Source organism: Stenotrophomonas sp. 28608_Sma (assembly GCF_056486185.1).
In genome coordinates, this window is record NZ_CM151308.1 from 4,469,548 (window position 1) to 4,491,855 (window position 22,308).

20 protein-coding genes are annotated in these 22,308 nt (G+C 68.1%); 11 read left to right on the forward strand and 9 right to left on the reverse strand.

All coding sequences use genetic code 11. From position 1 onward, the window contains the following. The first annotated feature begins 8 nt into the window (after positions 1–8). Positions 9–1,130 carry a glycosyltransferase family 4 protein gene (locus ACZLHH_RS21115; protein ID WP_180845232.1) on the forward strand — a complete coding sequence of 374 codons (1,122 nt, stop codon included), beginning with the start codon at positions 9–11 and terminating at the stop codon, positions 1,128–1,130. Positions 1,131–1,148: 18 nt separating this feature from the next. Here the strand turns inward: ACZLHH_RS21115 and ACZLHH_RS21120 are convergent, their stop codons facing one another. The 4 genes from ACZLHH_RS21120 to def form a co-directional block, all read right to left on the reverse strand. Continuing rightward, complete coding sequence (locus tag ACZLHH_RS21120; protein WP_180845231.1) at positions 1,149–2,870, reverse strand: ArnT family glycosyltransferase; 1,722 nt, start codon at positions 2,868–2,870, stop codon at positions 1,149–1,151. Positions 2,871–2,893: 23 nt separating this feature from the next. Beyond that, positions 2,894–4,225 carry a 16S rRNA (cytosine(967)-C(5))-methyltransferase RsmB gene (rsmB, locus tag ACZLHH_RS21125; RefSeq protein ID WP_180845230.1) on the reverse strand — a complete coding sequence of 444 codons (1,332 nt, stop codon included), beginning with the start codon at positions 4,223–4,225 and terminating at the stop codon, positions 2,894–2,896. A gap of 3 nt (positions 4,226–4,228) precedes the next feature. Then, the gene (gene fmt, locus ACZLHH_RS21130) at positions 4,229–5,152 is read right to left on the reverse strand and encodes a methionyl-tRNA formyltransferase (protein ID WP_478478739.1); all 924 of its coding nucleotides are present in this window, start codon (positions 5,150–5,152) and stop codon (positions 4,229–4,231) included. 120 nt (positions 5,153–5,272) lie between these two features. Beyond that, positions 5,273–5,785, reverse strand: coding sequence for a peptide deformylase (gene def, locus ACZLHH_RS21135; protein WP_008267110.1), 513 nt, complete (start codon positions 5,783–5,785; stop codon positions 5,273–5,275). Positions 5,786–5,911: 126 nt separating this feature from the next. On the opposite strand from def, the gene ACZLHH_RS21140 reads away from it, so the two are divergent. The 9 genes from ACZLHH_RS21140 (at position 5,912) to ACZLHH_RS21180 (ending at position 15,503) form a co-directional block, all read left to right on the forward strand. Continuing rightward, on the forward strand, positions 5,912–7,045 hold the full coding sequence (locus tag ACZLHH_RS21140) for a LysM peptidoglycan-binding domain-containing protein (RefSeq protein ID WP_032128553.1): 1,134 nt from the start codon (positions 5,912–5,914) through the stop codon (positions 7,043–7,045). A gap of 130 nt (positions 7,046–7,175) precedes the next feature. Continuing rightward, entirely contained in the window at positions 7,176–8,303 is a 1,128-nt protein-coding gene (gene dprA, locus ACZLHH_RS21145) for a DNA-processing protein DprA (protein WP_180845228.1), read from the forward strand. A 43-nt stretch (positions 8,304–8,346) separates the two neighbouring features. After that, on the forward strand, positions 8,347–8,820 hold the full coding sequence (locus tag ACZLHH_RS21150) for a DUF494 family protein (protein WP_005411195.1): 474 nt from the start codon (positions 8,347–8,349) through the stop codon (positions 8,818–8,820). Positions 8,821–8,859: 39 nt separating this feature from the next. After that, positions 8,860–9,618 (forward strand): pilin, encoded by a 759-nt coding sequence (locus tag ACZLHH_RS21155; protein ID WP_049423390.1) that lies wholly within the window; start codon positions 8,860–8,862, stop codon positions 9,616–9,618. Between the two features lie 49 nt (positions 9,619–9,667). Beyond that, the gene (locus ACZLHH_RS21160; protein ID WP_132810846.1) at positions 9,668–10,600 is read left to right on the forward strand and encodes an RDD family protein; all 933 of its coding nucleotides are present in this window, start codon (positions 9,668–9,670) and stop codon (positions 10,598–10,600) included. A gap of 193 nt (positions 10,601–10,793) precedes the next feature. Continuing rightward, positions 10,794–13,280 (forward strand): DNA topoisomerase I, encoded by a 2,487-nt coding sequence (locus ACZLHH_RS21165; RefSeq protein ID WP_032129673.1) that lies wholly within the window; start codon positions 10,794–10,796, stop codon positions 13,278–13,280. Between the two features lie 129 nt (positions 13,281–13,409). Beyond that, positions 13,410–14,000: an L-threonylcarbamoyladenylate synthase type 1 TsaC gene (gene tsaC / locus ACZLHH_RS21170; protein WP_019338925.1), complete on the forward strand. Its 591-nt coding sequence runs from the start codon at positions 13,410–13,412 to the stop codon at positions 13,998–14,000. A gap of 43 nt (positions 14,001–14,043) precedes the next feature. Then, positions 14,044–14,721: a DUF4124 domain-containing protein gene (locus ACZLHH_RS21175; protein WP_049401000.1), complete on the forward strand. Its 678-nt coding sequence runs from the start codon at positions 14,044–14,046 to the stop codon at positions 14,719–14,721. Between the two features lie 35 nt (positions 14,722–14,756). Then, positions 14,757–15,503 carry a hypothetical protein gene (locus ACZLHH_RS21180; protein WP_071227862.1) on the forward strand — a complete coding sequence of 249 codons (747 nt, stop codon included), beginning with the start codon at positions 14,757–14,759 and terminating at the stop codon, positions 15,501–15,503. Positions 15,504–15,596: 93 nt separating this feature from the next. Here the strand turns inward: ACZLHH_RS21180 and ACZLHH_RS21185 are convergent, their stop codons facing one another. Then, positions 15,597–16,373, reverse strand: a complete 777-nt coding sequence (locus tag ACZLHH_RS21185) for an SDR family oxidoreductase (protein ID WP_010481164.1) — start codon at positions 16,371–16,373, stop codon at positions 15,597–15,599. A gap of 111 nt (positions 16,374–16,484) precedes the next feature. Between ACZLHH_RS21185 and ACZLHH_RS21190 the strand changes: the two genes are divergently transcribed. Next, positions 16,485–16,697 (forward strand): hypothetical protein, encoded by a 213-nt coding sequence (locus ACZLHH_RS21190; RefSeq protein WP_164080711.1) that lies wholly within the window; start codon positions 16,485–16,487, stop codon positions 16,695–16,697. 73 nt (positions 16,698–16,770) lie between these two features. On the opposite strand, the gene sppA is transcribed toward ACZLHH_RS21190, so the two are convergent. The 4 genes from sppA to ACZLHH_RS21210 form a co-directional block, all read right to left on the reverse strand. Beyond that, a complete protein-coding gene (sppA, locus tag ACZLHH_RS21195; RefSeq protein WP_049400998.1) occupies positions 16,771–18,693 on the reverse strand; it encodes a signal peptide peptidase SppA in 1,923 nt (640 codons plus the stop codon). Positions 18,694–18,808: 115 nt separating this feature from the next. After that, positions 18,809–20,173, reverse strand: coding sequence for an MATE family efflux transporter (locus ACZLHH_RS21200; RefSeq protein WP_032129679.1), 1,365 nt, complete (start codon positions 20,171–20,173; stop codon positions 18,809–18,811). Between the two features lie 239 nt (positions 20,174–20,412). After that, entirely contained in the window at positions 20,413–20,991 is a 579-nt protein-coding gene (locus ACZLHH_RS21205; RefSeq protein WP_049423404.1) for a DUF3106 domain-containing protein, read from the reverse strand. After that, positions 20,984–21,988 carry a hypothetical protein gene (locus ACZLHH_RS21210; RefSeq protein ID WP_180845073.1) on the reverse strand — a complete coding sequence of 335 codons (1,005 nt, stop codon included), beginning with the start codon at positions 21,986–21,988 and terminating at the stop codon, positions 20,984–20,986. Before ACZLHH_RS21210 ends, ACZLHH_RS21205 begins: the two co-directional genes overlap by 8 nt. Positions 21,989–22,308 lie beyond the last annotated feature (320 nt).

Below are 22,308 nucleotides of genomic sequence, written 5' to 3' on the forward strand. Positions count from 1 at the left end.
CCCCCCCCATGAAAATCCTGTACACCAACTTCCACTACGGCGACGGTGGCGGCCACACCACGTACATCGTCTCGCTGGTGCGTGCGCTGCACGGCCAGCACACGCTCCACGTCGCCGCGCCGGCCGACAGCCGCCTGCTGCGGACCATGGCCGATGAAGGCATTGCCCGCACACTGCCGATTGCGTTCGGCAGCGGCCTGCCAACGCTGCCCCGGCAGCTGGCCGAACAGCGCGCGCTGCGCAGGCTGGTCCACGATGAAGGCATCGACCTGATCCATGTCAACGGTGCACGCGACCACCGTTTCGTGATGCAGGGGCTGCTGGGCATGCGCCGCCCGCCGATCGTGCTGACCAAGCACAACAGCAAACCCACCAATACCTTTGGCAATGCGCTGCGCGCACGCTGGGCCACCGATCGGCTGATCGCGGTCTCGGCCGACACCAAGCGCCTGCTGGAACAGGGCCCGTACCGTCGCTGCCCGATCGACGTGGTCCGCAATGGCGTTGACCTGGAGCGCTACTCACCGCAGCCGGCCGGCACCGGCAGCGCGCTGCGCCAGCAGTGGACGCAGGATCCACAGGCGCTGGTGCTGGTCAGCAACGCCGGCACCGACGATTACAAGGGCTGGATCGACCTGGCCCGGGCCATCGCACGGCTGCCCGATGCGGTGCGTCCGCATGTGCACATGGCCGTGGCCGGCCACCTGCCCAGCGCGCAGCAGCGCGAACAGGTGCAGGCGCTGGGCGAGGTGGCCGCGCAGGTGCACTTCACCGGCCTGCTGGCCGATACCCGTGTCCTGATCGCGGCCGGCGATGCTGGCTTCGTACTGTCCCATGACGTCGAGACGATCTCCTTCGCCTGCCGCGAGATGATGGCCAGCGCCAAGCCGATGCTGGTCAGCGACTACGCGGGCCTGCCGGAGAACATCGAACAAGGCGTCGATGGCTGGGTGGTTGCCACACGCGACATCGACGCCATCGCCGCCCAGGTACAGGCGCTGTACGCACAGCGCGATGCGCTGCCGGAACAGGGCCGCGCAGCACGCCGCCATGCACAGCGGGAGTTCGGCCTGCAGACATTCGCCGACGCCACGCTGGCCAGCTACCACGCCGCCCTGGCCAGCACCTGAGCCACGCTCCCCGAACGCTCAATCGGTGATGCCGGGCCCCTGCAGGCGGCGCTCGTGCTCGAGTTCCGCCACTGACGGCCGGCAGTCGCCGGCGACCGCATCGGCTGGCACCAGCCACCAGCGGCGACGATTGGAAATGCCCGCCATCTCGGCCCGCGCACGATCGATGCAGGCCTGCATCGCATCCTCGTTCACCAGCAGCCAGCGTTGCTGCGGAACCAGCCGCTGCCAGCGCACGGCCGCCTGCAGCTGTTGATGCCAACGTGCTTCGAATCCAAAGGTGGCCGCCGGGCGATCGGCCATCAGCAGGTTCTGCTCTTTCCATGCCACCAGTCCCAGCTCGGCCTGCGGGCCGATGCGTGCACTCACTTCACGCATCAGGCCACGGGCCGAGCTGGAGTCGTTCAACACCGGATAACCGACCAGGCTGTACAGCACCCAGACTCCTGCCAGGGTAGAGACCAGGGCAACGTGCCGACGCTGGCGCCCGCACACCCACAGGCTCAAGGCCGACCAGACCGCCATCGCCAGCGCCGCCCAGGCCAGCGCATCGGTGGCACCGGGAAGCAACCCGCGGCCATGGGTAAGGCGCACTTCGAAATCCGGATCACCCAGCAGCGCCAGCGCACCGACCAGCCCCAGCGCCAGTGCCAGCAACGCGGTGAATGCGCCCAGCACGCGCTGCACATCGCGCCGCCTCAGCAACCCGGGCAGCAACGGCGCCAGCGCCAGGCAGAACATCGGCAATGCCGGCAGGATGTAGACGTCGCGCTTGCCGTGCGGAAGGGAGAAGAACAGCACGACCAGCAGCCACCAGGCCAACGGCAGCAGGTAGCGCGCATCGCGCCGGCGCAGCCGCCGGAACCAGGCCGGAAGCGCCCAGGGCAGCAGCAGAAACGCGGGAACCCACATCGACGGCATGATCGCCAGGAAGTACCACCACGGCTGGTGATGGTCCCAGGACTGCGTATAGCGCCGCGCGGTCTGCCGGAACAGGATGTCGTCCATGTAGGCGCGGTACGGTTCCGAACCGGTGGCGAAGCCTGCCAGCAGCATCGGCGCCAGCCACAACGACACCGCCAGCAGGAAGGCCAACGGTGCCAGCCAGAAACGCAGGTCGCGCACGTGCAGGCGTACCCGCGGCCAGTGCAGCACGGATGCGACTGCCGCCGGCGCGATCATCATCAGCGCCAGCACGCCTACGCCCTTGGTGATCACACCGATGCCGGCAAAGAACCAGCCCAGCCACCACCAGCGCCAGGCCGGACCCAACAGCAGATGGCGCAGCAGGCCGTAGTTGGCCAGGGTGATGAACAGCACCACCAGCGGATCGATCTGCGCCTTCTTCGCCTGGAAGGTGAAGTGCAGCGCGAACAGCAGTGCCCAGCCCGCGTACAGCCCCACCTGCCGCGTCCACAGGCGGCGGCCGAGATCGACCACGCACCACAGCGTGCCCAGCGCGGCCAGCAGCGAGGGCAGCAGGAACGCCACCCGCCAGTGGCCGACCAGGCTGTACATCGCCGCCTGCAACCACATCAGCATCGGCGGCTTGTCCGAATACAGCTCGGGGCCGCGATGCGGGAACAACCAGTAGCCACTGTCGACCATCTGCTTGGCCACCAGCGCGAAACGTGGCTCATCCGAGGGCCATGGATCACGGAGGCCCAGGCCGGCCCCCAGCACCAGCAGGGCCATCACCACCAACAACCACGTCTGGCGCGACGCGTGGGCTTTCAGCATGGGACTCGAAACGGCAGCGGAGGTCAGGCTGCTTTTAACAGACGCGCGTAGAAGAAACCGTCAGCATCGTTTTCACCCGGCAGCCGCTGGCGCGCCACCCCTTCGCAATCCACGCCGAATGCATCGCCCAGCGGCTGCGCCACGGCATCCGGATGCCACTTCAGGAACGCGCGCACCTGATCGATGTTCTCGGCGCGCAGGATCGAACAGGTGGCATACAACAGCACGCCGCCCGGGCGCAGCATCGACCAGCAGGCTTCCAGCAGGCGCGCCTGCACGCCGACCAGTGCATCGATGTCTTCGGCGCGACGGTGGAACATCACATCCGGCTGGCGGCGGATCACGCCGGTCGCCGAGCACGGCGCATCAAGCAGGATCGCGTCGAACGGCACGCCATCCCACCAGGCGCCCGGATCACTGGCATCTGCCGCCAGGGTCTGCGCATGCTCGCCCACGCCGGTACGGGTGTAGGTATCGCGTGCACGGGCCAGGCGGCGCGCGTCGATATCCAGCGCCAGCAGGCGCAGGCTCGGGTCACGCTCCAGCAGATGCGCCGATTTGCCGCCGGGTGCCGCGCAGGCATCCAGCACGCGGGCACCGGTCGCGGGTGCCAGCGCATCGGCCGCGCATTGCGCCGACAGGTCCTGCACCGACAGTGCACCATCGCCGAAGCCCGGCAGCTGGTTCACGGCAACGGGGGTCGCCAGGCGCAACGCATCGGCGCACAGTGCAGTGGCTTCAGCGGCAATGCCGGCCTCGGCCAGCGTCGCCAGGGCCTTGTCGCGACCGCCGTGCTGGCGGTTGGCACGCAGCCACAAGGGCGCGGGTTGCAGGCTGGCGCTGAAGATCGCTTCGGCCTGCGCCGGCCAGTCGCGTTCGATCGCATCAGCCAACCATTCCGGGAAGGCGTCGCGCGCAGGCTGCTCGGGGAACCCCTCGCGCTGGGCGCGGCGCAGGATCGCGTTGACCAGGCCTGCCTGGCGCTCACGGCCCAGCGCGCGCGCCGCATCGACCGTAGCCGAAAGCGCTGCGTGCGCAGGCAGTTCGAGCACGTCCAGCTGGGCGAAACCGACCATCAGCAGCGTGCGCAGGTCGGCATCGCGCGCCGACAGCGGCTTCTGCATCCAGGCCTGCAAGGCCGCGTCATAGGTGCTGCGACGGCGCAGCACAGCGAAACACAGGGCTTCCAGCAGCGCGCGGTCGCGGCTGTCGGCCAGCTTCGGCAGCGCCCAGGCCAGTTCGGCCTTCAGCGAACGGCCACGGGTGAACACCTGTGCCAGCACGCGTGCGGCCAGCATGCGCGTGGCCGCGCCCGGCGCCGCCTTGGCGACGGAGAAATCGTTCTGCTTCGACACCGCTTATGCCCCCACGCGCAGATCGCGGCGGGCGTTGAGGTAGTCGGCCGCAGTAATCGCCTTGCCACCTTCCCGCTGCAGCACACGCAGGCGCAGTGCGCCCTGGCCACAGGCGATATCGATGCCATCGCGGCTGGCCGCCAGCACCGTGCCCGGCGCCTGGCCGTGGGCCTCATCCAGCGCCACCGCGCCATGGATGCGCACCCGCTCGCCAGCCAGCGTCGCCTCGGCGATCGGCCACGGATTGAAGGCGCGCACGGTGCGTGCCAGCACCCCTGCATCCAGCGCCCAGTCCAGACGGGCCTCGGCCTTGTCCAGCTTGTGCGCATAGGTCACGCCCTGCTCCGGCTGCGACCACGCGATCGGCTTGATGCCGGCCCGCAGCAGGCCCAGGCCGTCGGACAGCACCTGCGCGCCCAGTTCCGCCAGCTTGTCATGCAGCTGGCCACCGGTATCGGTGGCCGCGATCGGCAGCTCCTGGTGCAGCAGCACCGGGCCGGTATCCAGGCCTGCCTCCATCTGCATCAGGCAGACGCCGGTCTTCGCATCGCCGGCCTGGATCGCGCGCTGGATCGGCGCGGCACCGCGCCAGCGCGGCAGCAGCGAGGCATGCACGTTCCAGCAGCCGTGGGTCGGAATGGCCAGCACCGCCTTGGGCAGGATCAGGCCATAGGCCACCACCACCATCAGGTCCGGCTGCAGGTCGCGCAGCTGCTGCTGGGCGGCTTCATCCTTCAGCGATTCGGGCTGGTAGACCGGAATGCCACGGGCCACGGCTTCAAGCTTGACCGGCGACGGCGCCAGGCCACGGCCACGGCCGGCCGGACGATCAGGCTGGGTGTAGACGGCCACGACCTCATGGTGGCGCGCAGCCGCGCGCAGCGACGACACCGCGAATTCCGGCGTACCGGCAAAGACAATCCTCATGGCTACCCCACTTGCAGGATGGATTCGTGCAGGAAAGAAAACGGCGCCGTCGGCCGGCGCCGTACAGCCCGCGCGCGTCGCGCAGGCACGGGCCACCCGATGGGCGGCCCGGATTGGCGATCACGCCACGTGCTTGCGCTGCTTGGCCAGCTTCTTGCGCACCATCTCGCGCTTGAGCGGCGACAGATAGTCGATGAACAGCTTGCCGTCCAGGTGATCCATCTCGTGCTGGATGCAGGTGGCCAGCACTTCGCCGGCTTCCAGCTGCTGTTCCTGGCCGTTGCGGTCCAGGTACTTCACGGTGATGGTATCGGCGCGGGTCACGTCGGCGAAGATGCCCGGAACCGACAGGCAGCCCTCCTGATACACCCGGCCTCCGTCCTTGGCGACGATTTCCGGGTTGATGAACACATGCGGTTCATTCTTTTCTTCGCTGACGTCGATGACCATGAAGCGCTTGTGCACGTCCACCTGGGTGGCGGCCAGGCCGATGCCCGGGGCGTCGTACATGGTCAGGAACATGTTGTCGATCAGTTCCTGGAAGGCCGGCGTGGTGACTTCGGCGGCTTCGATCAACGCAGCCTTGGTACGCAGGCGCGGATCGGGGAACTCGAGAATGGGGAGAAGGGCCATGGCTGTTTCCGGATAGGGGGCCGGCACGCCGGCATACGTCGCAGATTCTAGCTCCAACGCTTGCCTTGCGCCCCGGTTTCTGGACTATAGTGCGCGGACCTGTTGGGGAATCAGGGCTTCACACCTATGTTGCTTCGTTTTCGTACGGTCGTCGCCGCGGCGATGCTGACCGTGGCTGCCTATGCTACCGCCGTGGAAGTGAATGGCGGGCACCCGGACACCTATGTGGTCCGAAAAGGGGATACGTTGTGGGATATCGCCGCACGTTTCCTGCAGAAGCCGTGGCTGTGGCCGGAGATCTGGCAGGCCAATCCGCAGATCGCCAATCCGCACCTGATCTATCCCGGTGACGTGCTCAGCCTGGCCTATCTGGACCGGGTGACCGTCGCTGCCAAGCCCGGCCCGCGCCAGGAAGCCCCGATCGATGCCATTCCGCTGGCCCAGGTCGAGCCGTTCCTGAAGCAGCTGAGCGTGGTCGACAGCATCGAGCAGCTACCCTACGTGGCCGGCCTGGAAGAAGAACGCCTGCGCGTCACCAGCGGCAGTGCGGTCTACGTTCGCCTGGCCGACGCCCAGCTGGGCCAGCGCTGGGCCGTGGTCCGCCCGACCGTACGCTACGCCCAGCCCAAGCCGACCGAGGACCTGACCGCCAACGGCGACGTCACCCCCGGCAGCGGCAACCTGTGGCGGGCCTACAACGCCCCCAACCACCGCCGCGGCATACTCGGCTATGAGCTGGCCCAGGTCGCCACCGGCACCATCACCCATGTCGCCGGCGGCAAGGTCGAGGCGTCCACCCTGGTGCTGGACAAGAACGAAGGCGGCCGCGAGGTGCGTGCCGGCGACCGCCTGGTCCCGGTCGAGGCCAAGCCGTACGACCTGCAGTTCGTCCCCCATGTCCCGGCCGCCGGTGTCGAAGGCGTCGATGTGCGCGTGCTGGCCGTCACCGACATGTTCACCGCCGCTGGCCCGCGCGATGTGATCGCGATTTCCGCAGGTCGCGCACAGGGCGTGGACAACGGCACCGTGTTCTCGCTGTGGCGCCCGGGCCGCCACGTGGCGCACCGCATGAAGTACCCCACCTCGTCGCGCATGGACGATTCGCTCAGCACCGGCGCCGGCCGGGTTTCGCTGCCGGACGAATACGCCGCGCACGCCATGGTGTTCCGTACCTTCGACAACGTCAGCTACGCGCTGGTGATGCAGGGCGTGAAGCCGGTACGCGTGGGGTTCAACGCACTGCACCCGGACGCGAAGTAACCAGTCCCGTGTTGCCCGGCCACTGCAGGTAGTGCCGGCCGCTGGCCGGCAGGCACCTCCGGCAAAACCTGACAGCCACATGCGAAGGCGCCCTAGGGCGCCTTTGTTGTATGCGCTCGATAGTGGGGGGATGACCAACCAAGCTGACGAGGCGCTGCTGCGCCTGTTGATGGCAGGCGGCGCGCTGGCGCCACGGCGGGCCCTGCTGCAGGCCGCAGGCAGCGCGGAGATTGCGATCGCGCAGGGCGCCGCGAACTGGCGCGCGCACGGCTGCACGCCCGAGCAGTGCGCCGCGCTGGAATGCCCGGACACCCGGGCCTGGGCCGTGGCACGGCGCTGGCTGGAAGACGACAACCAGCACCTGCTGGCCTTCACCGATCCGGCATTCCCCCCGCCCCTGCTGGATGTCCCCAACCCACCCCTGGCGCTGTTCATCGCCGGCGACCCCAGCCTGGCCTGGCGCCCGTCGGTGGCGCTGGTCGGCAGCCGCTCGCCGACGCCGGGCGGACGCGCCCTGGCCGCCCGGTTTGCTGGCTGCTTCGTCGAAGCGGGCCTGGCGGTGACCAGCGGACTGGCGGCAGGCATCGACGCGGCCGCTCACCAGGCCACGCTGGACGCCGGGGGCTGCACCGTGGCGGTGATCGGCACCGGCCCGGACCGGGCTTACCCGGACAGCCACGCCAGGCTGCAGGCCCGGATCGCCGCCGAAGGCGCGGTGCTCAGCGAGTACCTGCCGGGCACACCGGCACGCCCCGGTCACTTTCCAGCCCGCAACCGCCTGGTGGCCGGGCTGGCGCTGGCGACGGTGGTGGTCGAGGCCGCCCAGCGCTCCGGCGCATTGATCACCGCACGCCTGGCCGCCGAGGCCGGCCGCGAGGTCTGTGCCCTGCCCGGTTCGGTACTCAACCCACGCGCCGCGGGCTGCCACCGGTTGATCCGCGAGGGTGCCGCACTGGTCGAGCGCCCGGAGGAGGTCCTTGAAATGCTGGCGCCCGCCCTTCGCCAGCAGCTGCCGGGCTTGCAATCACGGCTCGCCACCCCCACTGAACAGGCACCGCCGGTACTCCTGCCGGCGCGCTGGGCCGACGACCCTGACTACCAGTGCTTGTGGCGGGCCCTGGACCACAACCCAAGCGGTATGGATTCACTGATCACGCGCTGTGGATTGACGGCGCCCCAGGTGTCCTCCATGCTGCTGGTCATGGAACTGGCGGGAATCGTGGTGTGCGTACACGGCCGCTACTGTCGAACTCCCTAGTTTCTTCACCTCCACAGCGTCGCGCGACGCAGGCCGAGGGGCAATGAAAGAGAGCATCCTGGACGTACTGCTGTACCTGTTTGAACACTATTTCAGCGAAGATGCGGACCTGATCCGTGACCGCGATTCGCTTCAGAACGGCCTGATCCAGGCCGGTTTCAGCCCAACCGAGATCAACAAGGCATTCGACTGGCTCGATGCCCTGGCCGCGCAGCGGCCGAGCGTGGCCCAGGCACGGGTCGATGGCCCCGTGCGCGTCTACCACGGCCCCGAGCTGGACAAGCTGGACGTGGAATGCCGTGGTTTCCTGCTGTACCTGGAACAGCACGGCATCCTCGACGCCGACCAGCGCGAGCTGGTGCTGGACCGGGCCATGGCCCTGGACCAGGACGAACTGGACCTGGACGACCTGAAGTGGGTCGTGCTGATGGTGCTGTTCAACCAGCCCGGCTCCGAGGCGGCGTATGCCTGGATGGAGACGCAGATGTTCATGGACGAGCCAGAACCCCTGCACTGACCGTACACTTGGGGGCATAGCGCATTCAGGAGCGTCCCCGTGAGCGAGTGGTTCCATGCAGAAGGCAACCGGCAGCAGGGTCCGCTGCCGGCGGAACAGTTGGTCGAGTTGTTCCGCAACAACCAGATCTCCCTGGACACCCTGGTCTGGCGCGACGGCCTGCCGCAATGGCAGCCGTTGCGCACCGTGGTCGACGAACTCGGCCTGATCGTGCCGGCGCTGGACGCTGCCGCACCGCCGGTGGAACCCGAGCCCGATCCGGAACCGGTGGCACCGCCTCCGCCGCAGCCGCCGGTACTGCCGCCGTCCACGCCCTACACCACCAGTGCATCGGCCACCGCCCTGCCGGCGCCGAAGAAGAAGCTGTCCGGCTGCGCCCTGACCGCCATCATCGGCGGCGGCCTGCTGCTGGTGCTGGTCCCGATCGTGGCCATCCTGGCTGCCATCGCGCTGCCCGCCTACAACGACTACACCGTGCGCGCCAAGGTCGCCGGCGCAGTGACCGCGCTGCAGCCGTTGAAGGACCAGGTGCAGCATTTCGCCGATGACGAAGGCCGTTGCCCCGGTGCCAACGACGCCGGCTTCCCGGCCCCGGGTGACTTCGCCCATGCAGGGCTGTCGGCGGTGAACATCGGTCGCTTCAACAATGGCCACTGCGGCATCGAAGCCACCCTGGCGTTGCCCGGCAAGAGCCTTGATGGCGACCTGCTGTGGCTGGAATACGATCGCGACAGCGGCCGCTGGGAATGCAGTGGCGAAAGCAACGACAAGTACCTGCCGCCGACGTGCCGCGGCTGAGCCACGCGCACGCCAGCACCTCCAAGGATGATTCAACAGGGAACATGCAATGACTGAGTGGTACTACGCCGAAGGACAGCAACGCCAGGGCCCGCTGCCGGTCCAGGAGATCCGCCAGCGCTTCCAGCGCGGCCAGCTGAACCTGGACACCCTGGTCTGGCGCGAAGGCATGGCGCAGTGGGCTGCGCTGCGCCAGGTGGTCGACGAACTGGGACTGCAGACACTGGCCGACGCCAGCACGGCCACCGGCAGTGGCGGCTTCGACCTGCGTGGCGACTATGCCGCGATCGACAACGGTACGGCGCCACTGCCTGGCACCGGCGCCCTCAGCAGTTCGCCCTACAGCGCCCCTGCGGCGCTCGGCGGCGGCGGCCATGCCCAGCCGGTGATGGGCGGCGAAGTGGTCTACGCGGGCTTCTGGAAGCGCGTGGCGGCCTACATGATCGACTACTTCGTGCTGGCCATCCCCGGCGGCATCATCGGCGCCATCCTCGGTGTGGTGCTTGGTGCCAGCATGGGTGCGGTGGGCAGCGGCGAATCGGCCATCGAAATCGTGGCCCAGCTGGCCAGTGCCCTGATCAACCTGGCCATCGGCATGGCGTACTACACCTGGTTCCATGCCTCGCAGGGCGGTGCCACGCTGGGCAAGATGGCGGTCGGCATCAAGGTCGTGCGCAGCAATGGCGAGCGCCTGACCAAGGCCCGCGCATTTGGTCGCTACTGGGCCGCGGTGCTCAGCACCTTCACCCTCGGCATCGGTTTCCTGATGGCCGCCTTCACCGAGCGCAAGCAGGGCCTGCACGACATGATCTGCGACACCCTGGTGGTCGACCGCTGGGCCTACACCGACCAGCCGCAACTGCAGCGCCGGGAGCTGGGCACGGTGACCGTGCTGGTGCTCGTACTGACCGGCCTGCTGTCGCTGGTGGGCCTTGCGCTCATGGTGTTCGCGGTTGGCTTCATCGCCAAGATGGCCTCATGAACGGCCATCCTCACGCCTGGCTGCTTGACATGGGCTGGCCGGGCGTGATTCCTCTAATAAGGTGAAACCTGAACGCCCGGCACATTACCGGGCGTTCAGTTTATGGATTTGCCCGTGGCCGCTTCACTAATGCGGCCGTTTGCTCCACCCTAGCGGCCCCTCTCCCCCGGTCCGCCCACAGACCTTTCCTGACATGCCCAAGCACCTGCTCATCGTCGAATCGCCGGCCAAGGCCAAGACGATCAACAAATACCTCGGCAAGGACTACACGGTCCTGGCCTCGTATGGGCACGTGCGCGACCTGATCCCGAAGGAAGGCGCAGTCGACCCGGACAACGGGTTCGCCATGCACTACGACGTGATCGACAAGAACGAAAAGCATGTCGATGCGATCGCCAAGGCCGCCAAGGGCGCCGACGACATCCTGCTGGCGACCGACCCGGATCGCGAGGGTGAAGCGATCAGCTGGCACATCGCCGAAATCCTGAAGGAACGCGGGCTGGTCAAGGACAAGCCGATGCAGCGCGTGGTGTTCACCGAGATCACCCCGCGCGCCATCAAGGAAGCGATCAGCCAGCCGCGCGCGATCGCCAGCGACCTGGTCGACGCCCAGCAGGCGCGCCGCGCGCTGGATTACCTGGTCGGTTTCAACCTGTCGCCGGTGCTGTGGCGCAAGGTCCAGCGCGGCCTGTCCGCCGGCCGCGTGCAGAGCCCGGCGCTGCGCATGATCGTCGAGCGCGAGGAAGAGATCGAAGCCTTCATCGCCCGCGAATACTGGTCGATCGCCGCCGAGTGCGCGCACCCGTCGCAGCACTTCAACGCCAAGCTGATCAAGCTCGACGGGCAGAAGTTCGAACAGTTCACCATCACCGACGGCGACACCGCCGAGGCCGCCCGCCTGCGCATCCAGCAGGCCGCGCAGGGCTCGCTGCATGTCACCGATGTGGCCAGCAAGGAGCGCAAGCGCCGCCCGGCGCCGCCGTTCACCACCTCCACCCTGCAGCAGGAAGCCTCGCGCAAGCTCGGCTTCACCACCCGCAAGACCATGCAGGTCGCGCAGAAGCTGTATGAAGGCGTGGCGATCGGTGACGAAGGCACCGTCGGCCTGATCTCGTACATGCGTACCGACTCGGTGAACCTGTCGCAGGACGCGCTGGCCGAGATCCGCGACGTGATCGCCCGCGACTACGGCATCGCCTCGCTGCCGGACCAGCCGAACACCTACCAGACCAAGTCGAAGAACGCCCAGGAAGCGCACGAAGCGGTGCGCCCGACCTCGGCGCTGCGCACGCCTGCACAGGTGGCGCGCTACCTGACCGATGACGAGCGCAAGCTGTACGAGCTGATCTGGAAGCGTGCGGTGGCCTGCCAGATGATTCCGGCCACCCTCAACACCGTCAGCGTCGATCTGTCCGCCGGCAGCGAACACGTGTTCCGCGCCAGCGGCACCACCGTGGTGGTGCCCGGCTTCCTGGCCGTGTACGAAGAAGGCAAGGACAACAAGAGCGCCGAGGACGAGGACGAAGGCCGCAAGCTGCCGGCGATGAAGCCCGGCGACCGCGTGCCGCTGGAACGCATCCAGGCCGAACAGCATTTCACGCAGCCGCCGCCGCGCTACACCGAAGCGGCGCTGGTGAAGGCGCTGGAAGAGTACGGCATCGGCCGTCCCTCGACCTACGCCTCGATCATCCAGACCCTGCTGTTCCGCAAGTACGTGGAAATGGAAGGCCGCAGCTTCCGCCCATCCGATGTGGGCCGCGCGGTGTCCAAGTTCCTGTCCAGCCATTTCACCCGGTACGTGGACTACGACTTCACCGCCAAGCTGGAAGACGAGCTCGACGCCGTCTCGCGTGGCGAAGAAGAGTGGATCCCGCTGATGGCCCGCTTCTGGGAGCCGTTCAAGGAGCTGGTGGAAGACAAGAAGGAATCGGTCGACCGTGCCGAGGCCAGTGGCGCGCGCGAGCTCGGCACCGACCCGAAGACCGGCAAGCCGGTCAGCGTACGCCTCGGCCGCTTCGGGCCTTACGCTGCCATCGGCAGCACCGCCGAGGACGCCGAGGAGAAGCCGAAGTTCGCCTCGCTGCGCCCCGGCCAGTCGATGCACACCATCTCCCTGGAAGACGCGCTGGAGCTGTTCCTGATGCCGCGCGCGCTGGGTGAGGACAAGGGCGAACCGGTCAGCGTCGGCATCGGTCGCTTCGGTCCGTTCGCCAAGCGCGGCAGCACCTATGCCTCGCTGAAGAAGGAAGACGACCCGTACACCATCGACCTGGCCCGCGCCGTGTTCCTGATCGAAGAGAAGGAAGAGATCGCGCGCAACCGGATCATCAAGGAGTTCGAGGGCAGCGACATCCAGGTGCTGAACGGCCGTTTCGGCCCGTATATCAGCGACGGCAAGATGAACGGCAAGATCCCCAAGGATCGCGAACCGGCCTCGCTGACCCTGGCCGAAGTGCAGCAGCTGATGGAAGAAACCGGCAAGCCGGTGCGCAAGGGCTTCGGCGCCAAGAAGGCTGCCGCGAAGAAGGCCCCGGCAAAGAAGGCGGCGGTGAAGAAGGAAGCGGCGCCGAAGAAGGCCGCTGCGAAGAAAGCGCCTGCCAAGAAGGCCCCGGCAAAGAAAGCGGTGAAGAAGGCTGCTGCGAAGAAAGCCCCGGCGAAGAAGGCCGCTGCAAAGAAGTAGATCCACGCCATGCGTGGATGAGGGGTAGTGCCGGCCGCTGGCCGGCAACCCCAGATGCATCAGATGCCGGCCAACGGCCGGCACTACCGGGTGCCAGGGTCCACCCCTTCTGCACGCGGCAGGGGGATAATGAAGGCCCACGCCGGGCCGGTCGCCGCCATGAAAGAACTCACCCTGGACTCTGCTGTCGCCACGCTCCGCGCGGGCGGCGTGATCGCCTACCCGACCGAAGCGGTCTGGGGCCTGGGCTGTGATCCCTCGCACGAAGCTGCGGTGCACATGGTGCTGCGGCTGAAGCAGCGCCCGATCGAGAAAGGCATGATCCTGGTCGCGGCCGAACTGGCGCAGCTGGAAGGCTGGGTGCGGCTGCAGGCGCTGCCCGACGCCCGCCAGCGCGCGGTGCTGGCCAGCTGGCCCGGTGCCAACACCTGGATCCTGCCTGCCGGCCCGCGCGCGCAGCCCTGGGTCACCGGCGAACACAGCGGTATCGCGGTGCGCATCAGCGCGCACCCGCTGGTGGCCGAACTCTGCCGCGCCTGGGGCGGCCCGCTGGTCTCCACCAGCGCCAACCTGGCCGGCGAACCACCGGCACGCAGCCGCGAAGAACTGGACCCGCGCCTGCTGCGCCTGCTCGACGGCATCCTCGATGGGCAGACCGGCGGCCTGGCCCAGCCCACCCCGATCCGCGACGCGCTCAGCGGCAACGTGCTGCGCTCCTGAGCCGGCGATTGCGCTGCTGCGGACAATCACGCACCCTGCCGCCATGACCCTGCTGCGCGCCACCTTGAGCCTGTGTCTGCTGCTGCCGTGGACGGCACCCGCGGCCGAGGACGTGCGTGTCTACCGCTGCGTTGCCAGCAACGGTGCCGTCGCCCTGCAGGACAGGCCGTGCAACAGCGGCCGCCAGCAGGTGCGCGACCTGCAGCGCCCGCGCGATCCCGCTCCACGGGTGGTGCGCAGTGATGCCACGCCTCCGCCGCCCAGCGAAACCCCGGTCATCCGCGAGCGCGAAGTCCGCCACGTCTACATCCAGCCGCCGCAGCCGATGTACGAGTGCGTGAGCGAGGACGGACGGCGCTATACCAGCGACAACAACGAAGGCAATCCGCGCTGGGTGCCGCTGTGGACCAGTGTCTGGCTGCCGCACGGCCATCGTGGTCCAGCCTATCCCGGACCACGCCCGGCCATCGGCACGCCGATCGGCGAAGGCACGGGTTATCGCCGCCCCTCGATCGGCATGGACGTGCAGGTGCCGGCCGGCAGCGTGCTGGTCCGCGACAGCTGCCATGCGTTGCCACCACAGGAAGTCTGCGCACGGCTGAGTGACCGCCGCTGGGAGCTGGATCGCCGTTACAACAGCGCGCTGCAGAGTGAACGCACCGCCATCAGCAACGAACAGCGCGGTATCGATGCGCGCCTGTCGCGCGATTGCGAACGCTGAGCGCAGCACGCCGTCGCAGCCTGTACGCTGTGCGCATGAACCGAGTGATCTGGCTGCTCCTGGTGCTGCTGCCCGGAAGCGCGTTGGCCGAAGAGGGCGTGATCTACCGCTGTACCTCCAGCAGCAGTGACGTCCCTACCCTGCAGCGCACGCCGTGCGCCACCGGCAGCAAGCAGCAGGTGCTGCGCATCCCCGACCCGGCCAACTCGCAGCCGGCCGCCGCTGCGCCTGTAGCCGCCGAACCTGCATCCGCGCCCGTTGAAACACCCGCGCCGGTGCCGGCCGGACCGGGCGTTGCCCCTGCGGCCCCAGCAGAATCACGACGCGCGGACGAAGGACGCACGATCATGGAAGCAGGCATGGTCGAACACGCAGGAGACGACCAGATCCTCGACAGCGCGACGCTGCGCCGCGATGCCGAGGCCCGCGCCGCCGCAGGTGACGGTCCACCGAAGCCGCCGCTTCCTCCGATCTTCCAGTGCACCGACAGCCAGGGCGGCGGCTACCTGTACGAGTACGAAGCCGCGCCCGGCCGCTGCGAGCTGATGACGGTACAGGGCCTTGGCGGAGTGACGCCGGTGAATGCCGCCAGCTGTGAAGTGGTGCGCGACCACTGCGAAGCGCTTCCCGAAGCGCAGCGCTGCGGTGGTTGGCAGCAGCGCTTCCGCGATGCCCGCGGCCGTGAGCGCTTCGCCGCGCCGGAGAACCGCGATACCGCGCGCGGTGAACGCGAGCGGCTGCAGGGTGTGCTGGAGGCCAGCAACTGCCCGGTACCGGGGTGACAGCTACCGGTAGTGCCGGCCGCTGGCCGGCAACCACAGGATCTGCAGATGATTGCAGTTGCCGGCCAGCGGCCGGCACTACCTGCTGAAAGATCAGAACCCGTAGCGCAGGAAACCGCCGTCCACCGCGATGCACTCGCCGGTCACATAGCTGGCCGCAGGCAGGCACAGGAAGCCCACGGCTGCGGCCACTTCCTCCGGCTCGCCGATACGACGCATCGGCGTGCGGTTGATCACTTCCTCGTAGTAGTCCGGGTCCGCCAACGGACCGGACGTGCGCCGCGTGCGGATGTACCACGGCGCCACCGCGTTGACCCGGATGCCATCCTCTGCCCACTCGACGGCCAGGTTGCGGGTCATCTGGTGCATCGCCGCCTTGGTCATGCCGTAGACCACGCCGCTGCGCACATGGGTCAGGCCGGACACGCTGCCGACGTTGACGATGGATGACGACGCGTGGCGTGCCAGCAACGGATGTGCATAGCGCGACAGCTCGAAGGCCGAGAACAGGTTGGTCTCGAAGATCTTCCGCCATTCGTCCTCGGAATACTCCGTGGCCGCCTTGGTGACGTTGCCGCCGGCGTTGTTGACCAGGATGTGCAGGCCATCGCTATGGTCCTCCACCCAGTCCAGGATCTGGCGGCGGTCCTCGTCGTCGGAGACATCGGCGGCCAGCGCATGCACCTGCATCTGCGGATACACGTCCAGCAGTTCGTCGCGCGCGGTCTCCAGCATGTCGATATCACGGCCGACGATCATCAGATCGGCGCCGAAGCCAGCCAGTTCATGCGCGATGGCCAGGCCGATGCCGGCGCTGGCGCCGGTGATCAGGGCGGTCTGGCCGTCCAGGCGCCACCGTTGCTGGGTCATGTGTTCTCCCGGGCCGCGCCCGCTGTGTTTCGATGCGGCAAGGATACGCGCTCACGGCCGCCCCCTGCCGAGGATGCGACACTGCCCGCACGCCCATCACGGAGTGCCGCCATGCGCATCCTGATCCTGTCCACGCCCCTGCTGGCCACCGTACTGCTGGCGGGCTGCCAGCGCCCACCGGCGCCGAACCCGGAAAAGCCACCGGTGCCCCGGGCGATGTCGCGCGCAATCAACGAACCGCTGGACCGCGCCAAGGGCGTGCAGAAGACCGTGGACGATGCCGCCGCGCGTGAGCGCAAGGCCGAGGCCGACGCGACGCAGTAACCCCGCAGACGAAAACGCCCGGCCGAGGCCGGGCGCTTCCAGTAGATCCACGCCGTGCGTGGATGGCGTCCGATCAGAACCCGCAGAAGCAGTACGCCAACGCCTTCACCGGCGTGCCGTTGCCCTTCTCGCGGGCCGCGTTCTCGACAAAGCGCAGCTGCGTATCCACTTCGGGCATCGTGCGCGCCAGCACCATCCGCGCCATGCCCGAGTCGGACAGCATCCAGGCACCTGCACGGCTGCCGGCGAAACCGCTGACGAACTGCGCGAACGGCGTTGCCGCCTTCTCGATGTAACGCACGCGGTAGGCATCAGCCTTGCCCAGCTTGGCGCGGCTGGCGGCATCGGCCACCGCATCCTTCAGGCCACCGAAGGCATCGACCAGGCCACGTTCCTTGGCCTGCGCACCGCTCCACACGCGTCCACGGGCCACTTCGTCGACGGCCTCGACCGGCTTCTTGCGGGCGTCGGCGACGCGGCCGGTGAAGTCGGCGTAACCCTTGTTGATCACCGACTGGATGACCTGGCCCACGGCCGGATCCATCGGGCGGGTGACATCGAACGCACCGGCGAAACGGGTGGTGCCGACACCGTCGGTGTGCACGCCGATCTTGTCCAGCGCGCGGCTGAAGTTCGGCACCATGCCGAAGATGCCGATCGAACCGGTGATGGTCGACGGATCGGCATAGATGCGATCGGCATTCATGCTGATCCAGTAGCCACCGGAGGCGGCCAGGTCGCCCATCGACACCACCACCGGCTTGCCGGCGGCCTGCAGGGCCACCACTTCGCGGCGGATCTGCTCGGAGGCGAACACTTCACCACCCGGCGAATCCACGCGCAGCACCACGGCCTTCACGTTCTCGTCGTCACGCGCGGCACGCAGCAGCGCCGAGGTCGATTCGCCACCGATGCGGCCGGCCGGCAGGTCGCCACCGCTGATCTCGCCGGCGGCCACCACCACCGCCACCTGCGGACGGCTGTCGACCGGGTTGCGGCGCGCATCGAGCTGGCCCAGGTAGGAGCCGAAGTCGATGTTGCGGAAACCACCGTCGGCATCGTCGTCAGCCACGCCGCGCTCGATCATCAGATCCTCGAATTCCTCGCGGGTCTTCAGCGACGTCACCAGCTTCTGCTGCAGGGCGAACTTGGCCAGGTCACCACCGGCAGCGGCGATGCCTTCCGGCAGCGTGTCGATGCCGGCGGCCAGCTGTGCCGGATCCAGGCGGCGGGCCTTGGCGATGTCGCCCAGGTAGCGCTGCCACACGTCGTTCATCCAGAACAGGTCGGCTTCCTTGGAGGCCGGCGAAGCGGCGTCGAGCACGTAGGGTTCGGCGGCGGACTTGTACTCGCCCACCTTGAACAGGTGCACGTCCACACCCAGCTTGTCCTGCAGGCCGGTGCGGAAGTACTGGCGATAGCGGCCCAGGCCCTCGAGCACCACCGACCCCATCGGGTCCAGGTAGACCTCGTCGGCCTGTGCGGCCAGCAGGTACTGCGACTGGCCCATGCTCTCGCTGTAGGCCACCAGCTGCTTGCCGGACGCACGCAGGTCCTGCAGTGCCGCGGCCACTTCACGCAGCGAAGCGAAGCCCGACGGCTGCAGCTTGTCCAGCTCCAGCACCACGCGCTCGATCTTCTTGTCTTCCTTGGCCGACTCGATCACCCGCAGCAGGTCGCGCAGCTGGATCTCTTCGGCACCGTTGTCGCCCACCGCCTTGGCCAGCGCGCGGCTGACCGGGTCAGCGCTGAACTGCTCGACCAGGCGGCCTTCCGGCGCGATCACCAGGGTAGTGCGGTCCTGCAGCGATTTGCTGGCACCGGCGCCCATGCCGGCGGCGATGACGAACATCACCAGCAGCAGGAACAGCAGGCCGAAGAACACCAGGTTGAGGATCAACCGGCGGGTGAAGTTCATGACGTCCCACAGCCCGATGAAGAAACTGGCGACGGGGTTGCGACGCGCCGGGGGCAGCGGGGGCACGGGTTGATTCATGGAACGCTCCGGATGGCTTCTTGCCGTGGTGCCAGCATAGCCGGTGCCGTGTGATGCGGCATCGGACACAAGTCAGGGGATCGCCCGCCATGGGTCGGCAGGGCGGGCGGGACGATCAGGACAACATCGATTGGCCGATGCGCAGGCTGCTGCGACGCAGGCGCCAGCCCATCAGGATGGCGGCGGCGGTCAGGCCGACGATCAGGCCGATCCACATGCCCTGCGGGCCCATGCCCAGGCCCAGGCCGAGCCCGGCGCCGAGCGGCATGCCCAGGCCCCAGTACGCGAACATGGCGATGAACATCGGCACGCGGGTGTCCTTCAGGCCGCGCAGCGCGCCCGCCGACAGCACCTGGATGCCATCCGGGAACTGGAAGGTGGCCGCGTACAGCAGCAGGGTGGAGGCCAGGCCGGCCACCGCCAGGTCGTTGGTGTAGACACCGACGATGGCGTCATGGCCGAACAGCAGCACCGCTGCCGACAACGTCTGCGTACCCATGATGATCGCGTAGCCGGCCCAGGCCGCGCGCCGCACACCGAAGCCATCGCCACGACCGACCGCATGGCCGACGCGCACGGTGGTGGCCTCGGCCACGCCCATCGGGATCATGAAGCACAGCTGGGCGACGTTGATCGCGATCTGGTGCGCGGCCGCTTCATTGGCACCAAGACGGCCGATCAGCAGCGCGGTGACGATGAACAGGCCGCCTTCCATCAGCACGGTGATGCCGATCGGCAGGCCGGTGCGCAGCAGGTCCCAGATCGCCTTCCAGCGCGGTCCTTCGAAGTGCGAGAACAGCTGCAGGTGGGCAAAGCGCTTGGTGAACCACAGGTAGGTGGCGAAGGCGATCGCCTGCAGCCACATCATCACCGCCGAAGCGATGCCCAGGCCCTCGGCGCCCATTTCCGGGAAGCCGAGCTTGCCGTTGGCCAGCACGTAGCCCATCGGTGCCAGCACCAGCAGGCCACCGAAGCCGAGCAGCATGGTCGGCAGCGTCCAGTGCATGCCCTCGCTGAGATAGCGCATGCAGAAGTACAGGGTCAGCGCAGGTCCGCCCCAGCGCACCGCATGCAGGAACGCGGTGGCCCCCGGCACGATGTCCGGCGCGATGCCGAACGCAGGCAGCAGCGGCGGCACCACGGTGAGGAAGGTGAACATGATCAGGCCCAGGCCCAGCGCCAGCCACAGTGCCTGGCGGAACAGCGGGCCGATCTCGCGCTCGCGGCCAGCGCCATGCAGCTGCGACACCGAGGCGGTGAGTGAGATCAGGGTGCCGATCGGGATCAGCATCGGCAGCCACAGCAGGGCGGTGCCGATGGTCACCGCGGCCAGGGTCGCCGTGGCGTGGTGGCCGGCAATGACGTTGTCGACGAAGGAGATCAGACCGGTGGACACATGCCCGAGCACAAGCGGCAGGGCGAGCAGACCGGTAGCGCCGACTTCCTTGCTGAAGCGCGGCGTGGAGGTTGCAGTAGACATAAGGTGCTTGACGCGAACTACGGTTGCGCGCGAAGGGCACAGGCACCGGGTTGCGGGCCGCCATCTTACGCGTGCAGCGCGCGCATTCCCATGACATGGCGTGAATGCTGGGTTCCGGCAGGCCCCGGCATCACGCGTTGCGATCACGTTACGAACAGAAAAAGGGGACGGAGGGGATTAAGTCGTTTCAAGCCCGACTGTGCCTAATACGACTTAATCCCCTCCGTCCCCTTTTCTTTCTACTGCCCAGCCTGGCGCTTGAGCCAGGTATCGCGCTCGGCCGGCGGCACCGCGAGGAACGCGCCGCGGACCTTGTCGCGCTCCTGCGGTGGCGTGCGCTGTGCCACCAGGGTCAGTTGGGCCAGCTGCGCCGGGCTGAGCTGGCGCAGCACGGCCAGCGCGGCCTCGCGCTGTTCCGGCGGCACGAAGCCGAACAGGCCGTGCAGCTTGGGGAACTCCAGGCCCAGCTGCGGGCCCAGCCGCCAGCCTTCGCGGAAGGCCTGGTCCTGCGCCTGGAACTGCTGGCGCAGGCGCTGCTGCTGGTCGGCCGGCAACGCATTGAATCGCGCAGCGGCCTGACGGATCCGCTCACGCTCGCCCTCCGGCAATGCCCGCCATGCGGCGTAGTCGGCGCGGCGCTGGCGCTGCTGCTGGGCATCGAGCTGGGCGAACGCAGCGGGCGTCGTACCTGTGGTGGCCGGGGCCGCCGGTGAACTGCCCGGCACTGGCGGCGGCAGCGGCACGTTCAAGGTCTGCGGCGCGGCGGACAGCGACAACGGCAGGGCCAGCAGCAGGCTGGCGAATACGGTCTTATTCATCGGCAGCAGCGGTTTCCAGCGTGGCGCTGGCCGGCTCCGGCCGGCTCGGCTTGGATTGCGACTCGTCCACCGGCAGCGGGCCGCCCGCGGCGGTCCATGCATACAGATCGGCATCGGCCACGAGCGGATAGTCGCGGTCGGCCAGCATCGTGGCGTCGTCCGTGGCCTGGGGCGTGGTCGCATCCGGGGTGGCGTTGACCTTGCTTGGTGGCAGGGCTTCCACCGTCACCGGACCGGCTTCGCCGACCACACCCTCCGGCAGCGGTGCATCACTGCCGAAGGAATGCCCCTGCCAGTAGCGCCACCCCAGCGCTGCGGCCAACAGCACCGCCACGGTCACCAGCAGGATCAACGGACCGCGCCAGCGCGGCTTGGCATTGGCGCGGCGGCGCTTGCCAGTGGCTGCAGCCCGCTCGTCGCGCTGCGGGGTGCGCCAGCTGGAGGTCGGCGCTTCACTGCTGCTCGTCGGTGCGGCCGGCTGTTGCAGCTGCTGCAGGCGTTTGACGGGCAGATCGCGGATGCGCAGCTGCACCTGTTCGGCCAGCTGGCGCCAGGCCGAGGCGTCGGGCTGGCCGTGCGCGTCACGCGGGCAGGCATCGGCCAGCAGCTGCTGGTAGCCGGCTTCGTCCTGGTCGAGCACGCGCGTGGCGATACCTTCATCCAGGCTGCCGCCCACCCGTAGCAACAGCGCCAGGCGCGGCAACGGTCCCATCTGGCCCAAGGCGGCAAGCGGCGGCTCCCACTGGCCGCCCACCGGCTCACGCAGCGCCTGGCGCTGGCCCAGCAGGGTCCAGAAGCGGGTCGGCCACTGCGCCATCGGCAGGTCACTGGCGACCGCCGCAAACGCGCGCATCACCGCCACCAGGGTCTGTTCGGCCCGGGCAGCATCGCCGCACTGCAGTTCAGCCACCACCAGGGCGCGGCGTTCAACACCTCGCAGGAACGCCGACAGCGCACCGGCCGCGGTCGAGGAAACAGGGGCGGGCACAGCCGTCATCGATCACTCCAAAGGTCTGCCCGCATGATAGCGGCAGGCCATCGGCGCCCGTAGGACTTGCGCCCACAGGCACTTCGTGCTGCAGGTTGTGCACAGCACCACGCTGCCTGCGCAGGAAACTGTGGCATCCAGCTGAATTCACTCTGTTTCAGCATTGTTTCACACTTAAGTAATTGATTCTGATGTATTTTAAAGTATGGCGATTTTTTGACCAACCCGAGCGTGAGGCCGTCGCCATCGGCCTCCTGCGCGCCCGCCGACCGGTAACGCACAGCGTTATCCACAGAACATGTGGATAAGACTGAATCTCCAATGGACAC